The organism is Colwellia sp. MEBiC06753, assembly GCF_053470325.1.
The window spans coordinates 110,447-126,101 of sequence record NZ_JBQMTM010000004.1; the positions used below are offsets into that span (position 1 = coordinate 110,447).

Annotated in this window: 10 protein-coding genes; 6 read left to right on the top strand and 4 right to left on the bottom strand. The window is 40.7% G+C overall.

Annotation, left to right across the window (positions count from 1 at the left end):
- Window positions 1-11: 11 nt before the first annotated feature.
- Window positions 12-2,291 carry an LPS-assembly protein LptD gene (locus ACOB82_RS04950; protein ID WP_448211831.1) on the bottom strand — a complete coding sequence of 760 codons (2,280 nt, stop codon included), beginning with the start codon at window positions 2,289-2,291 and terminating at the stop codon, window positions 12-14.
- Window positions 2,292-2,454: 163 nt separating this feature from the next.
- Between ACOB82_RS04950 and ACOB82_RS04955 the strand changes: the two genes are divergently transcribed.
- The 4 genes from ACOB82_RS04955 to ACOB82_RS04970 all read left to right on the top strand — a co-directional run bounded on the left by ACOB82_RS04955 (window position 2,455) and on the right by ACOB82_RS04970 (window position 5,656).
- Entirely contained in the window at window positions 2,455-3,462 is a 1,008-nt protein-coding gene (locus ACOB82_RS04955; protein WP_448211832.1) for an aminoglycoside phosphotransferase family protein, read from the top strand.
- Complete coding sequence (murU, locus tag ACOB82_RS04960) at window positions 3,459-4,178, top strand: N-acetylmuramate alpha-1-phosphate uridylyltransferase MurU (protein WP_448211833.1); 720 nt, start codon at window positions 3,459-3,461, stop codon at window positions 4,176-4,178. The genes ACOB82_RS04955 and murU overlap by 4 nt, the downstream gene beginning before the upstream one ends.
- Before the next feature lie 27 nt (window positions 4,179-4,205).
- Window positions 4,206-5,009, top strand: a complete 804-nt coding sequence (djlA, locus tag ACOB82_RS04965) for a co-chaperone DjlA (protein ID WP_448211834.1) — start codon at window positions 4,206-4,208, stop codon at window positions 5,007-5,009.
- Between the two features lie 95 nt (window positions 5,010-5,104).
- Window positions 5,105-5,656 carry a lipid-binding SYLF domain-containing protein gene (locus ACOB82_RS04970; RefSeq protein ID WP_448211835.1) on the top strand — a complete coding sequence of 184 codons (552 nt, stop codon included), beginning with the start codon at window positions 5,105-5,107 and terminating at the stop codon, window positions 5,654-5,656.
- Window positions 5,657-5,679: 23 nt separating this feature from the next.
- On the opposite strand, the gene ACOB82_RS04975 is transcribed toward ACOB82_RS04970, so the two are convergent.
- The 3 genes from ACOB82_RS04975 to rapA form a co-directional block, all read right to left on the bottom strand.
- The gene (locus tag ACOB82_RS04975; protein WP_448211836.1) at window positions 5,680-6,636 is read right to left on the bottom strand and encodes a DUF3530 family protein; all 957 of its coding nucleotides are present in this window, start codon (window positions 6,634-6,636) and stop codon (window positions 5,680-5,682) included.
- Between the two features lie 76 nt (window positions 6,637-6,712).
- Complete coding sequence (gene rluA, locus ACOB82_RS04980) at window positions 6,713-7,399, bottom strand: bifunctional tRNA pseudouridine(32) synthase/23S rRNA pseudouridine(746) synthase RluA (protein ID WP_448211837.1); 687 nt, start codon at window positions 7,397-7,399, stop codon at window positions 6,713-6,715.
- Between the two features lie 38 nt (window positions 7,400-7,437).
- Window positions 7,438-10,341, bottom strand: coding sequence for an RNA polymerase-associated protein RapA (gene rapA / locus ACOB82_RS04985; RefSeq protein WP_448211838.1), 2,904 nt, complete (start codon window positions 10,339-10,341; stop codon window positions 7,438-7,440).
- Between the two features lie 486 nt (window positions 10,342-10,827).
- On the opposite strand from rapA, the gene ACOB82_RS04990 reads away from it, so the two are divergent.
- Window positions 10,828-12,216: a PhoH family protein gene (locus ACOB82_RS04990; RefSeq protein ID WP_448211839.1), complete on the top strand. Its 1,389-nt coding sequence runs from the start codon at window positions 10,828-10,830 to the stop codon at window positions 12,214-12,216.
- A gap of 105 nt (window positions 12,217-12,321) precedes the next feature.
- Entirely contained in the window at window positions 12,322-15,639 is a 3,318-nt protein-coding gene (locus ACOB82_RS04995; protein WP_448211840.1) for an ATP-binding protein, read from the top strand.
- Window positions 15,640-15,655 lie beyond the last annotated feature (16 nt).

The following is a 15,655-nucleotide window of genomic DNA, read 5'->3' on the forward strand; positions in this document are numbered from 1 at the left end:
AAATTATTTTCTTAATTATTGAGAAAGTAAGGGCGTTTATAGCCAAATATACTTGTATTAAACATGTCTTCAGTTGCAACCGAAGATTTGTAACTACCAAATCCTTTGATCACAAACTGTACCACGAATCCACTATCAAATTCATCGCGGTTTTCATTTCCAAAGTTAGCTTCTTCAAGATCTGAGTTGATATGTCGATGATAGGCGACGCGTAGCGCCCAACAACAACTTTCATACTGCAAACCAGCATAACTTTCCAAGCTTCGTTTTTGGGTTAAATCTTGGGTAAAGCGACCAACAAAATTCCACTCTTGGCTCAGTTTGACACTTGAAAGCAAAGATAGTTGCTCTAGTGTATTGCCTGATACGTTTCGCGAGAAGCGATGGTTTAACTGGAAGATATTGTCACGGTTGTGTCGATAGTCAATATTTAGTTGGCTTTTGCTGGTGGTATTTAAATCAGTATTGTATTGAATATTACCGCCAAACTGCCATTGATTACTTGCACGAAATAGCAAATCTGCCGCTAATGCTGATTTGCCAGCAACAATGCCGATATCTTCATCACTACTATCATTTGAATCGTTTAAGTAAACAATACGTCCAACACTTAAGCGAAACAGCTCTGAATTGGTTTGATCGAGAAATCGACTGGTAATACCCCAAGAATATTGGTTGGCTTCGGCAATACGATCTAATCCGCTAAATCGTTTATCGCGGAATAAGCCCTGATAATCGTCTTGCAATGTAGTGGTATCGTATATACCAATCTCTGATTGATCTTCGCTTGGAATATATAAGTACTGTATTTGCGGCTCTAACGTTTGGGTATAGGCATCGCCAAAAATTGTCGCGTCACGATCAAAATTAACACCACCATGGAATCGTATTTTTGGAATAGTACGGCTGACACTTTCCGCAAGTTCGCTATTTTCGCTTATTCTTTGTTGCTGGTAATAGGTTTGTAGCAATTTTACTTCTGAATTTAAAAAATAACTTGGACGATAAAACGGCAGCGTAAAGCCAGCTTCAACATGAAGACGATTAGCTTCAGGTAGATCGGCATTGGGTGTTTCGAAACGAGAGAATTCTGAATAAATATCAAAGCGAGTGTTATAAAAATTTAGATCATTAAAATTACTGAATTCAATTTGAGGGAGCGTTTTATAACTCTGAATATGATTACCTAACACTTCAAAGTCTTGCAGTTTAATAATGCCTTGCCAATTTTCACCAAAATAGGCGAGCTCACCTATTTGATATAAATAAGCATCATTTGAATTATATTGAGAACTGCCAATGTCGACCAAGTAGTTATCGTCACTGATTGAAGTGTAATCGACATGGGCACGGAAATTGTCAGAGAAGTTACCTATGTGTTGTACGCGCCATAAATAGCGAGCATCGTTATTTGTTTTAATTTGGTCATCATTATTGAGGTACTCAAAATCAATTTGACCATTTTGCTCATCGACTAAATAGCGAAACTCAGAGAGTAGTTGTAACCCGCGTTTTGACATATAACGTGGCGTTAAAGTGGCGTCATAATTCTCTGCAAGGTTTAAATAATAGGGCGTTTCAATTTGCAACCCAGATTTATTTGATGATTTAAATTTGGGGGTTAGTAAGCCTGATTTTCGTTCGTCAGTTATGGGGAAAGAAAAGTACGGTACATACAATACTGGAACATCAAAAAACTCTAATCGCGCATGGTAGGCTTGTCCTTGGTTTTCCTCAACCGAAATTGAAATTTCACTCGCTTTAATTTGCCAGTCGGGCACTTCTCCGTAACAGGTGGTAAATGAAGAATCCATCAGCGATAAATTGCCATTGGCCGATATAAATAGTGTACCAGCGCTGCCGTGGCCAGGGTTCCCCGCCAAATAATATGAGGTATCGGATAATGAGGTTGAGGTGTTGGACTCTTTTGCTTCTAATTGTTGGGCAAAAACATTAACGCCATCACTTTGAAAATGAATTTGTCCTTTAGCTTTTAATGATGCATTTAAACGATTAAACGCTATTTCGTCGGCAGAAATTTTTTGATTATCTTTAGCTAAGGTTACGCCGCCAGTAAATATCGCGAACTGATCTTTTTCGATACTGGTGGCTTGTGAAGTTATTTGAATTATCCCAGGTGCAAGGCCTTGGCTGTTTGTCGCTATTTGATCAAATGACGGGATCGGACAAACCAAAGTGTCGTGCTCTAAATTTTCCACTTGGGCAAAAGCCAACTGGCTAGAGAATAACAACACACAAGCCGAGATTATTTTGTAATTGGGAAAAGGCATTTACCGTCCGAGATTAAATTTACCACGTCGAATATTATTTTAGTTGCTACCCATTGTCCGTAGCTAAGTGTTACTGTATCGACAAACGCCGCTATAATATCGCAATTTTCAATAGTGCGCTAATTGGTTATATTGGCTTTTTTATATTTTTCAGGGATTTTTTTTGACTTTAGAACAACGAACCAGTGCATTAGTTCATTGGTTGAATGAAAATGACTTGGCTAGCACCTCTAATTTGCAGCCGATGACAGGTGATGCAAGCTTTCGCCGCTACTTTCGATTTCGTCATCAATCACAATCGCTAATTGCCGTTGATGCACCGCCGCAGTATTCGAATAATCAAGCGTTTATTAAGGTTGCGCAGTCATTATCGGCTGCCGGTATTCAAGTGCCCAAGATTAAAGCGTATTGTTTAAACCAAGGTTTCTTTTGCATAGAAGACTTTGGCGATACGCTGTTATCAAGCCAGCTAACAGAGCAATCAATGGCTAATTGGTATGCCCAAGCACTCGCGTTATTACCTGATCTTGCTAGTAACACTTCGGCGTTAGATTTACCCAAATTTGATGCTGATTTTATCCGCATGGAACTGTCGATATTTTCTGAGTGGTTAGTGACAAATTATTTAGGGCTAACGCTATCAAATGATGAGAGTAAGCAACTTACTGACTGCTTTAATTTATTAGTGGAAAACTGTTTGGCACAACCGCAGGTATTTATGCATCGCGACTTTCATAGTCGTAATTTAATGGTGTTGGCTGATAACTCGATTGGTGTGATTGATTTTCAAGATGCAGTAATTGGCCCTGTGACTTACGATGCGGTTTCGCTGCTAAAAGATTGTTATGTTAAATGGCCGACAGCGCTAGTTTCACCCCTATTTGAACAATTTGTTGAGAAAATGCAAAACCATTTAGCACTAGATTACCCGATGAGTGTTTGGCAACGATGGTTTGATTTAACTGGCTTACAACGACATATTAAGGCTAGCGGCATTTTTGCGCGTTTATTATTGCGAGATAATAAACCAAACTACATTAAAGATATCCCGCTTACCTTAAGTTATATCGTAGATGTGGCATCAACATATCCTGAATTACATTTCCTTGCTAACTTTGTAAAGACCAGAGTATTGCCAGCCTTAGAAAAGCGAGAAGAGAATACACCATGAAGGCTATGATCCTCGCTGCTGGTCGTGGTAAACGTATGCGACCACTTACTGACCAAACCCCGAAGCCGTTATTGAAAGTGGCAGATAAATGTCTAATTGAATATCATTTAGAACGTTTAGCCAAGCTTGGAATTACCGAGGTAGTGATCAACCATGCCTGGCTTGGCGAGCAAATTCCTGCGCATTTAGGTAATGGAGACCGTTATGGTTTAACTATACATTACAGTGATGAATCAGCAGGGGCGTTGGAAACCGCGGGCGGCATAATCAAAGCGTTACCTTTGCTGACAAATGGTAGTAACGATCAAGAACCTTTTCTGGTGATTAATGGTGACGTTTTTGTATCTGGCGATTTGCCCCCATTTCCTAATCTTGCAGACAATATTTTGGCGCACTTGTGGTTAGTCGAAAACCCGATACACAACACCAAAGGTGACTTTTTTCTTTCAGACAATTACGTTGCAAACCAAGCATTGCAGTCAGATGATCAGTCTTATACCTTTAGTGGTATAGCGCTTTATCGACCCGCATTTTTTTACCAACAACTAACTCATAAGAAAATAGGTAATGAAAAGCTGGCATTAGCGCCAATGTTGAGGCATGCAGCCGATCACCAGCAAGTAACTGGGCAATTGTTGAACGGTACTTGGGTGGATGTCGGCACGCCAGAAAGGCTGGCACAACTTAACCAACAGGTAAGTAGCTTACCTGAGTAATTAACCGATGACGATATAGGACCTTACATGCGATTTTGGGGAAAACTACTCGGCTTTTTGTTTGGCTTTATGCTGACCAAAAATATTTTTGGTGGCTTGTTAGGTATGTGGCTAGGCCATAGATTTGACAAAGGTGTTGGTTTAGATTTTGAAAGCTTTAATCCTGGCAATGATAATGAAATGACCCGCCAAGCGGCATTTTTTTACACCACATTCTCAGTGATGGGCCATATGGCTAAAGCTAAAGGGCGGGTAACTGAGCATGAAATTGCTTTTGCCAGCGCCTACATGGATAAACTTGGCTTACAAGCGTCTTTACGTCAGCAAGCACAAGAAGCGTTTCGCGAAGGTAAGGCGTCTGGTTTTCCACTTGAAGAACGATTATCAAAACTTAAGCAGCGCTGTCGTGGACGACATGACTTATTGTTAATGTTTTTAGAAATTCAAATTCAATTAGCCTTCGCTGATGGTTCACTCGATCCTGCTGAGCGTAATGTCTTACACCAAATAGCTGAGCATTTAGGCTTTGCAAAAGCCGATCTTGATCGTTTGCTAGAAATGATTATTGCCGGTGAATCTTTTCATCAACAATCAGGCAGAACTGCATCCCCTCAACAGCAAGCAAGCTTATTAAAAAATGCCTATAAAGTTTTGGGGGTTAGCGAAAATGCCACTAAGCAAGAAGTGAAAAAGGCTTATCGCAAATTAATGTCGCAACATCATCCTGATAAACTAGTTGCCAAGGGCTTACCTGAGTCGATGATGGAGTCAGCCAAGCAAAAAACTCAAGACATTCAAGCTGCTTATGATTTAGTCAATAAACAATTTTAATTTATTTTAATTTGTATTTAGTAGGTGGTTGATTTCTCTGCTAGTATTTGTAAAAACTTTGTAAATTTACATTGGCTCAACGAAAAGGAAACATTATGTTAAAACAAGTTTTTGCTACTGCGATGATGTTACTTGTACCGCTAACTGCAATGGCTGGCGCTGAAGAAGATCGTCAAGAAATTAGAGAAATGCGTCAAGAAACATTAGCTAGGTTGTATAAAGAACAGCCATCAACTAAAGCTAAAATTCAAAAAGCCGCGGGTTATGCAACATTTTCAAACATAGGTGTTAACGTTATATTTTTATCAGCCGGTGGCGGTAGTGGAGTGGTTCATAACAATGCCACAGGGAAAGACACTTATATGTCGATGGGTACCGCAGGCGTTGGTATTGGTTTTGGTGTTAAAGACTTTAATGCGGTATTTATTTTTAAAACCCAGGATGCACTAAACACCTTTATTGAGTCTGGCTGGGACTTTTCTGGGCAAGCGGATGCTGCTGCAAAATCAGGTAAGAAGGGTGGTGAAGGTAGCGCTGCTGGTACTGTGGTTAAGGATGTAGAAATTTACCAAATGACTAAAAATGGTATTGCCTTGCAAGCTACGTTACAAGGTACAAAATACTGGAAAAACGATAAGCTTAATTAGGCTTTGACCCCCTTAATTGCTGGTTACCAGCCGATGGTGGCTAACCAGCCTTTAATTTCTTTTGCCAATGCAGGCTCTGGGTAATAACCTGAACGAAAATTCATTAACTGTCGTTGACGGTAAAATGGTTTAAGTTCTTGCTTTGCAAGTTTTACACGCAGCGATGCAAAGTGATCAACCCACGGTGTATCTTTCGCTAAAACCAAATCTAAAATTGGTAAACTCGATGTTGCCATTTTTTTCGCTAATTCTTTGTTTTCTGCTTCAGTAAGCAAATGAGCGCTTAAGGTAATCAGGGCATTAGGTTTTTCTAGTTGCTCATTTGATTGATATAAGTCCAACAATATTGCCGCATTATTGCCTTGGGCAATCACTAAGAATATTCCCGGGTTTTCAGCCGCCTTTTCCATTACTGCACTTAAGATAGGGGTTAGCTTCGCTTGATAATCAGCAAGTGTCTTTTGATTTTCTTCTATTGCTAACACGGCTTTTTCTGCATGGCTGGGATATGCCATTGGCTTTTGCTGCGGCTGTATTACGATGGTTGTCCAACCTTGATCAGGTAGATATTGGCGCAGAAAGTTAATGGCTTTCGCATCAGTAGCTGCTTGGCTCCATTCGGGTAATAAAATTGCGGTGCCTTTATCTGAGCTATGATTATCAGCTTGTACTATGGTCAGAAAATCTTCAGTTCCAGCAAGCATCGGCTTAAGCAACTCAGGGCTAACGGCGCGCTCGATATCTTGTTGATATTGGCTAATTAGTGACACCGGTGGCGCAATGTTTACCTTGGCAGGTGTTTGTGAGTTACCACTTTCTGAAGGCGATTCATCTGTTGCTGGCGCTGGTTTGGTTTGCTCTGGCTTTGGTGTTTCTACTGTTTCAGGTGCCGTTTTATCTTCTGTTGATTGCTGAGCATAAATTGAACTAACCGGGCTCAGCAGTAAAAGAAGTAATAATGTCTGACAAAATATTTTCAATGGAACCTCAGATTATCTGCTGGCAAGCAAACTAGTTAATGTATCGGTTAGTAGTCACTTTTCTTTAGTAAGGAAACTAGCTTTGCGGAACATTGTTTGTAAATTCGCATGGCGCTTCAAAGTTCATACTTTCACCCGTAACCGGATGGCTGATAGTTAGCTGAAAGGCATGCAATTGCAAGCGATTACTCAATGCCAGTGCTTGTTCATGGGCATATAGCCGGTCACCAATAATTGGATGATTAAGGGATAACATATGTACCCGCAATTGATGCGAACGGCCAGTTATCGGCGTTAGTGCCACTAAGGTTGTTTCGGGTTCGTGGGATAACACTTGGTAGCGGGTTAACGCTTTTTTACCATGTTCAAAATCCACTTTTTGTTTTGGGCGATTTGGCCAGTCGCAAATCAAAGGTAAATCAACTTCCCCTTGCCGCTCCGCTAATTGACCATAAATTCTGGCCAAATAGGTTTTCGAAGTTTGTCGTTTTTCAAATTGTCGGCTGATACTGACATGAGCGTTTTTATTTAGCGCCATCAAAATAATGCCGGAGGTTGCCATATCTAAACGGTGCACTATGGTTGCGGTCGGCAAAACTGATGCAACGCGATTTTGCAGGCAATCTTGATGTTCGGGTAATCGCCCTGGCACAGAAAGCAGGCCACTGGGTTTATTTAATACCACTAAGTCATCGTCTTGATAAATTATTTCAAGGTACGGTGACTTAGGTGGTCGATAAATGAAGTCAGGATTTGCAACCATAGTATTTTTTGTTTTTAACCTACGCTGGTAATGTAACCTTAGTGGGTGACAACCACTAAGCGCACTGCTTCAAAGGTAAGCTGTGCCTTATCAATATAGGTGGTAAGCTCAGTTTGTTGATGCTTAACAAAATCAAGCTCTTCTTGTCGAACACTCGGATTAATCGCCGCTAACGCTTTTAAGCGATTGTATTCTAAATCAAGTGTTTGATGCATGTTTGTACGAGCTTTTTCAGCAATAGTTGGAATTTGTTGCTGGGCATGTTGCTCAGCCAGGTTAACCAAAGGCTGGATCTCTGCTTTTAATGCTTTAACTAACTGCAATGCCACTTGTTTTTTCACTGGACTCAGCTGTTGTTCAAGTACTTGAGAGGACACTTTGCTGGCTAAATTATTCCCCGCTTTGTCCACTAAAATACGAATAGGCGTTGTCGGTAAATAGCGACCTAATTGCAAATGTGCAGGCGCAGTTGCCTCAACGGTAAAAATACACTCTAACAAGAAAGTGCCAACGGGTAGTGCAGGATTTTTCAATAAGCCGATGCTGGCATTACCAATTTCATCACTTAGCACTAAATCCATTGCGCCAGTAACCATTGGGTGATCCCAAGTTAATAGCTGATAATCTTCACAGGCAAGTGCTGTATCACGGCTAAAGGTAACCGTTGTGCCGTCATCAGGTAAATGCGGGAAGTTAGGCGATAACATATGCTCAGTCGGATTTAGCGCTATGGCGTTATCGGCTTTATCATCTTGTTGAATACCGAACACATCAAACACTTGAAACATAAATTGCGGTAATGCTGTGTCGTTATCTAGCGTTGCTATTTCTTGCACTATGGCTTGGGCTTTACCTTGGCCACTAGAATTAATTTCAAGTAATTTATCACGGCCACTTTCCAGCTCTTGTTTTATCGCTAAATGTTGCTGATGACAGGCGGCGATTAAACTGTCTAAAGTGCTGCCTTGCCACTGTTGATCAAACATTGCCTGCTGCAAGTCATTATGGTGATGTTCGAATACGGCTCTGCCGGTGATACAAGTGTGCTCAAAAGCATTAAGCGATTCTTGATACCAGCGGTAAAGTAAAGACTGAGGCGAATTAGCAAAGTAGGGAATATGAATATTAATGGTTTGCGTTTGACCAATACGATCTAAACGGCCAATACGTTGCTCGAGTAAATCAGGGTTGGTAGGTAAATCAAATAATACTAAGTGATGAGCAAACTGGAAGTTACGACCTTCACTGCCAATTTCAGAGCATAATAGCACTTGGGCGCTATCTTCTTCTTGAGCGAAATAAGCGGCAGCACGATCGCGTTCGAAAATACTTAACCCTTCATGGAATACTGCTGCGCGAATACCTTCTTTAACGCGTAATGCTTGCTCAAGCTCAATCGCGGTTTCGGCGTGAGCACAGATCACTAATACTTTTTCATTGTTAAGTGATTGTAATAATTCAATTAAAAAGCTTACACGTGGATCAAAATCGTACCAAGCATCGGTCGGTGAGGTTAAGCTAAATAGACGCTCAGGGCTGGCGATGTATTTACTTTGCTTTAATGCCGCCACTTGATCTGGCGTTTTATCAGCAATTAATCCGGTGATGGCGTCATAATATTGTACCGGCAGCTCAAACTCACTTGGCTTGGCTTGTCGTTTAGGGAAACCTTTAATGGTGTTGCGACTATTTCTAAATAAGATGCGACCAGTACCGTGACGATCTAATAATTGGTTGATTAATTCTTTTCTGGCACCAGCTTGCGCTTCACTGTCAGCAGATTCTAGCGCACTCAGTAATGGTGCAATATCCGTTTCTTTTAGCAATGCAGTTAAGGTTTGAATTTGGCTATCGGTTAACGATTGCTTTTCAACTAAGGCATTAGCAGCATCTGCCACCTCAGTGTAATGACTTTCTTCTTCAATAAAGGCTTCATAATCATAAAAGCGATCAGGATCGAGTAAGCGCAGGCGAGCGAAATGGCTTTCATGACCCAGTTGATCTGGCGTTGCTGTTAGTAACAATACGCCAGGGATAACTTGGGCTAGTTGCTCAATACATTGATATTCAATACTTGGCGCTTCTTTTGACCAATTAAGATGGTGCGCTTCATCAACCACCATTAAATCCCATTCTTCGGCAATTAGTGATTCATACCACTCAGGGTTGTCGGTAAGAAAGTTTAGATTCACTAAGACTAATTGTTCAGCGCTAAACGGGTTTTCATCACCACTTTGCTGACAGCGCTCATCGTCGTAAATTGAAAATTTCAAATTAAAACGGCGTAGCATTTCAACTAACCATTGGTGCATTAACGATTCTGGCACGACAATTAGTACCCGTTTAGCACGACCTGTAACCAGCTGCTGATGAATAATTAAACCTGCTTCAATGGTTTTACCTAAACCTACTTCATCTGCCAGTAAAACACGTGGCGCAAAGCGACTGCCAACTTCTTCAGCAATATATAGTTGGTGAGGAATTAAGCTAACACGACCACCACTTAAACCTACTAATGGTGACTGCTGCTGTTCATATTGATGTTTTAGCGAGGCTTTACGTAAGCGGAACCAATCAAGGCGATCAACTTGGCCGTTAATTAGTCGGTCATGGGGTTTATTAAATTTAATAAAGTGATCAATCATCACTTCTTTTAGTGAGACGGTTTCACCTGTATCGGCTCGAACGCCAGTATAAGTGATCATGCCCTGTTGTTCTTCAAGGCTCTCAACAGTTAGCGCCCAGCCTTCATGGCTTGGAACTACATCGCCTTCGCTAAATATTACGCGGGTGAGCGGTGCGTTATCTATTGCATATTTTCGAGACTCGCCGGTTGCGGTAAAAACAATGGTGACAAACCGATTCTCGACATTCATCACTGTCCCTAGCCCTTGATCTGATTCACTATCACTGATCCAACGTTGGCCCGGAAAAAATTGCATAGATACTCCTACGAAATTGCTTAGTGTCAGACAAAAATTACATCACACCTACTTTAGCTCAAACCTAATTAGCTCAAACCTAAATAAGGGAAAAGTGCTGACCTAGAAAAAAAAGGGCGCCATATTACCGTTAATACTAGTTGTTATCATTAAAAAATTCGTATTTATCGTGCGGAAAATTGTAATGTCACTAGAAATTATCAAGATATTGAAAAATGACGGGGTTAGGTTGGGGGGGGGGGGAAGCTGAGGTAATTCCCCATAATGACAGGATTATTTGTGTGGTCAAGTGATTAAATTTCATGCCATTTTGGGCGGAAAAAAACAATTAATTTGCTTGCGATATCAAGGGCAAAATGTCAGAGTGAAACTGAGCGTTTTACATGGAATTCATCAACCGCTATTAGCGTCCTAACTCGGGTTGATTCAGTTATTACAGCTTTATCGCCTTGATGGGATAGCACTTAGCTAAGCGAGCTAGCCTATATGACTGACCAAACCATCATTTATGTATTAGATACCAATATTCTGCTGCATGAACCTTTCGCCTTCCTTTCATTTAAAGAACATGATGTTGTTGTCCCGATGACAGTATTAGAAGAGCTGGACTCAATCAAAGACAGGCAAAAAGATGTCAGTCGTGATGCTAGAGTGGCGATTAGAGCATTAGAAGATGTTTTAGCCAATGCCACGCCCGAGCAAGTGCTGGCGGGGGTATCGCTTGATCAGCATTTAGGTCACCATGACCAATCGCCAAGTGGCTTATTATCGATTATCAATGATTATGCGCTTAAACAAAAAGCGTCAACCTTGTCATTTAATGAAAATGATAATCGCATCATTAATGCCGGTATCTATATTCAACAGAAACATCCGAAACGCAAAGTGGTGCTGGTCACTAAAGATATTAACATGCGGTTAAAGGCCAAAGGTGCTGGCATGGCCCATGTTGAAGACTATAGAACTGACCAACTTATTGATGATGTTAGATTTTTAACAAAAGGGTACCATCAATTTGAAGGGGATTTTTGGCAGAACGTTAAAGAATGTGAAACTGAAGCAGAAGGTAGAACCACGACCCATTATCTCAAAAGAGATGTGCTGCCCAATACTTATATGAATGAATATTTATTGGATGAAAGTGAACATTTCGCAGGTAGAGTTGTGGGCTGGGATGATGAAAAGCTAGCAATTCAAGATATCTCTCGTGAGCGATTAATGTCGAAAAATGCGTGGGGTATTTCACCGAAAAATATTTATCAAGGGATGGCAATGGATGCCTTGCTTGATCCTACCATCGACTTAGTTATTTTAACTGGCCCAGCGGGCTGTGGTAAAACCTTATTAGCGCTAGCAAGTGCTTTAGAGCAAGTTATTGAACGAGGCTTATATGACAAAGTCATTGTTACACGTTCAACGCCTGAAATTGCTGAATCCATTGGTTTTTTACCCGGTACCGAAGAAGAAAAAATGGCGCCTTGGTTGGCGGCAATTACTGATTCATTGGAAGTGCTGCATAAACAAGATGAAAGTATGAGCGGTAGTTTGAATTATATTATGGAGAAGGCCAATATTCAGTTTAAGTCGGTGAACTTTATGCGAGGGCGCAGTATACAAAATGCTTTCGTAATACTTGATGAATGTCAGAACTTAACGGCATCACAGCTGAAAACCATAATTACTCGCTGCGGTGAAGGCACAAAGTTAGTGTGCAGTGGCAACTTGGCACAAATAGATAGCAACTATTTAACCGCAGTAACTTCAGGTTTAACTTATATAGTTGAGCGCTTTAAAGATTTTCCTGGTAGCTCTACAATTAATCTTAATGGTGTTGTGCGTAGTCGATTAGCGTCATTTGCTGAAGAAAACTTATAATTATCAGGTGGTTTTGATAAGCGGCTAGTGAATTACTAGCCGCTTTTTTTATTTATGGTAGTCTTGTAATGATTACATCAAAAAATTCCTAGCAATAAAGGTACAATGAAAAGCGCCAGAGACAATCAGGGCATATCCAAGGTCAATTTATTTAGCCGCTATAATATTGCGGTACTTTTGTTGTTTATATTTCTGATTTTTGTTGCTTCAGCGATTGGTTTTTATCGTTATCAAATTGAACTACAAGAGCGCTTTGATAGCGACATTGTCGAATTAGGTCAACAAGCTAACGTCATCAATCTGAGTTTAGAGCAAAGCCAACAAACCTTGGAAGGGCTAAAGCAGTTTGCTGAATATTATTTAGCTAATCCAGGGGAAATTGCCGCGGCAGCGCCTTTATTGGCTCAAGACAGTGAGCAGTTTTATCTAGTGGCGAATCAAACCAACAATGTCCGCAATAGTATCCGAAATCGTAAACGTATGCGGGGCAACATAACTGGCATCGGCGAATTAAGTAAATTTCCAGATGAAATGTGGCAAGAGTTGGCAATGGCAAATGCGTTAACACCAGCATTTATTGCTGGTAGCAACACCAATGCTCACGCTACCTGGTTTTATTATTTATCGCTAAATCGTTTTATTAGCATATATCCATGGATTAGTAGGAATGCATGGCGATATACCGATCATATGCTCAATGAATCTTATTTATGGCAAATAAGGCAAGATAACCTTGCCGGAAAAACCTTTGTTTGGTCTGAACCCTATCAAGATGCAGCGGGTAAAGGTTTAAAAACGTCAGTTGGCACAGGGGTATTTGTTGGCGCTGACTTTAAAGGTGCTTTGGTTATTGATGTCGATTTACTGAGTTTACAGGCTAAGTTGCCCGATGTTAGCCAAGAAAACCAAGGGTATGCCTTAATCAACAATCAAGGGAATGTTCTAGTACATCAGACGTTGGTAGAGAACAACCTGATCTCCCAACATAGGTGGCGTGAAATAGTGCCAGAGAGTTTGCAAAGTTTTTCGGTCAATCAATTGAGAAACTTCGATAAACAAATGAACTATCGCGGTTGGTTATTACAAAAATATCAATTGTCAGCCAATGGTTGGAGTTTGGTTAAATATCAACTTTTTGATGACTTCACTTTGCAATTAAAAAATCGCTTTCTTTATTCAGTATTGATTTTATTTATTAGCTTAGCTGCGTTTTTAACACTGGTTTTTGTGATGACGCGCCGAACTTTTATTAACCCTGCCTCTGAATTTATTAGTCATATCGAACATTGCGCGGACGGAGATCCGGGAAAAATTAAGCCAACCAAGGAATGGTCACCTTGGTTTCGATTGGTGGAAAATATCTTTGGTCAAAACCGTAGTTTATTGTTGCAGCTAAAAGAGCAGAATGTTGCGCTAGATACTAGAGTGGCAGAAAAAACTCAGGCGTTAATTGAGCAAAGTGAAGAGCAACATAAGGCCTATGTCTTGTTACGCTCTGTTATCAATGCCATCCCAGAATTTATTATCTTTAATGATAATGACCACAAGCTCACAGGTTGTAATAAGTCATTTGAACAATTTATTCAACTTTCTGAAGCTGAGTTGATAGGTACCGCCGTTATGGAGCGTTTGCCACAGCCAATTCAGCAGACTTTTGAAGAATTCACTGCTTTACCTGAAGCTGCTACCGCACTGGGTTATCAACAAATGGTTGAGACCAGCGGTGATACTTATGAAATTTTTTGTACCCGTTTTTACAATGAGTCAGGTAAGTCGTTAGGCACAATTGTTATTTTACGCGATGTATCAGTACAAACAGCGGTGCAATCGGCGCTGCAGAGCGCAAAAGAACAAGCGGAGCAAGCTAACCGAGCAAAGAGCCAGTTTTTGGCTAACATGAGCCATGAAATTCGCACGCCAATCAATGCTATACAAGGCATGATGGCGTTGATGGCGAAAACATCACTAACGGCTTTTCAACAACAATATTTAGCTAATGCCCAAAGTTCGTCATCTGCTTTATTGCACTTAATTGATGAATTATTAGATTTATCAAAAATTGAAGCAGGTAAGTTAAGGTTAAATTTAGGGTGTGCTTCCCTAGACAATATTATCGATCGTGTGTTGCAACTTAACTCCGTCAACGCTTATAAAAAAGGGTTAGTTATTTCCGTTGACTTAGACGCTAATGCGCCTGAGATTATTGTTATTGACGAAATGCGCCTCACACAGGTGCTGACTAACTTAATTAATAATGCCATTAAATTTACCCACGAGGGGCAAGTCGCATTAAAAGTTACGGCTACAGCAAAAGATGGAAATAATGCACTACTTAAGTTTGTTGTCAGCGATACAGGCATAGGTATTGCCAAAGATAAACAAGTGAGCTTGTTTGATGCCTTTAGCCAAGCAGATGAGTCGATGACCAGAGAATATGGTGGCTCAGGGTTAGGATTATCAATAAGCCAGCAAATTGTGCAGTTATTTGGTGGTGAAATTAAGGTGTCATCAACACCAGAAAAAGGCAGTGAATTTAGCTTTGTTTTACCCGTAAGCATAGAGTCACAACCTGAAAAGCAGCCAACCGATATTACGCTAGTATTTTGGGGATGTGATGTCTCGGCAAGTTTTCAGGCGGCAATTGAACAGCTGGGTTGGCAATTTCATTTGGTTAATGACATCGAAGAGTATCAAGCGCTGACACTAAGCAACGATGTTGTGCTGTTGTTAGACGGTGAATTATTAAATGCGCAACCGGCTCATTACCTTGCTCAAATCAGCCAGTATCATCAGCTAGCACTCGTTGGCATCTGCCAGCCGATTATGGCATCAATTCCTGAGCAAGTATTACAACAGTTAGCTCAGGTTAACATGCCGTATGCGCTTTTTGATATGCCTCTTTATCGCTATTCATTAACAAAGATTACCAAGCACCTTCAGCAGTTAAGTCAGGATAATCATGTCGTCGATACCCCGACAATGCCATTGCCTATCTCTTCTAGCAAAACTAAGCCTTCTGCACCATTAGCTAATAAGTTAGAGGGAGTTAGTGTGTTGCTAGTTGAAGATAACTTAGTGAACCAAATGGTGGCGCAAGAGTTACTTTTTTCAATGGGCGCCCAAGTGACAATTGCTGAAAATGGTCAAGCGGCTTTAGATTTACTGCCACAGTCTAAAATTGATATTGTGTTAATGGATATACAAATGCCAGTGATGGATGGGTTAACGGCAACTCGTCTTATTCGAGCTCAAGAAGAGTTTGCGCATTTGCCAATTATTGCGATGACAGCGCATGCGCGAGCAGATGACAAAAAAGCTAGCATCGAAGCAGGAATGAATTTGCATGTGGCAAAACCGGTGACTGCAGAAGTACTACTAGCGAGTATCAAAAAAGTTTTATCAGAAGCAGAAACTGTCGATTAATAAAGGCGTAGTATTT

Excerpts from the sequence above, each read along its gene's own strand:
- rapA (WP_448211838.1), bottom strand. The coding sequence starts at position 10,341 with ATGCAATTTTTTCCGGGCCAACGTTGGATCAGTGATAGTGAATCAGAT.
- ACOB82_RS04970 (WP_448211835.1), top strand. The coding sequence starts at position 5,105 with ATGTTAAAACAAGTTTTTGCTACTGCGATGATGTTACTTGTACCGCTA.
- murU (WP_448211833.1), top strand. The coding sequence starts at position 3,459 with ATGAAGGCTATGATCCTCGCTGCTGGTCGTGGTAAACGTATGCGACCA.
- ACOB82_RS04950 (WP_448211831.1), bottom strand. The coding sequence starts at position 2,291 with ATGCCTTTTCCCAATTACAAAATAATCTCGGCTTGTGTGTTGTTATTC.
- rluA (WP_448211837.1), bottom strand. The coding sequence starts at position 7,399 with ATGGTTGCAAATCCTGACTTCATTTATCGACCACCTAAGTCACCGTAC.
- ACOB82_RS04995 (WP_448211840.1), top strand. The coding sequence starts at position 12,322 with ATGAAAAGCGCCAGAGACAATCAGGGCATATCCAAGGTCAATTTATTT.
- ACOB82_RS04990 (WP_448211839.1), top strand. The coding sequence starts at position 10,828 with ATGACTGACCAAACCATCATTTATGTATTAGATACCAATATTCTGCTG.
- djlA (WP_448211834.1), top strand. The coding sequence starts at position 4,206 with ATGCGATTTTGGGGAAAACTACTCGGCTTTTTGTTTGGCTTTATGCTG.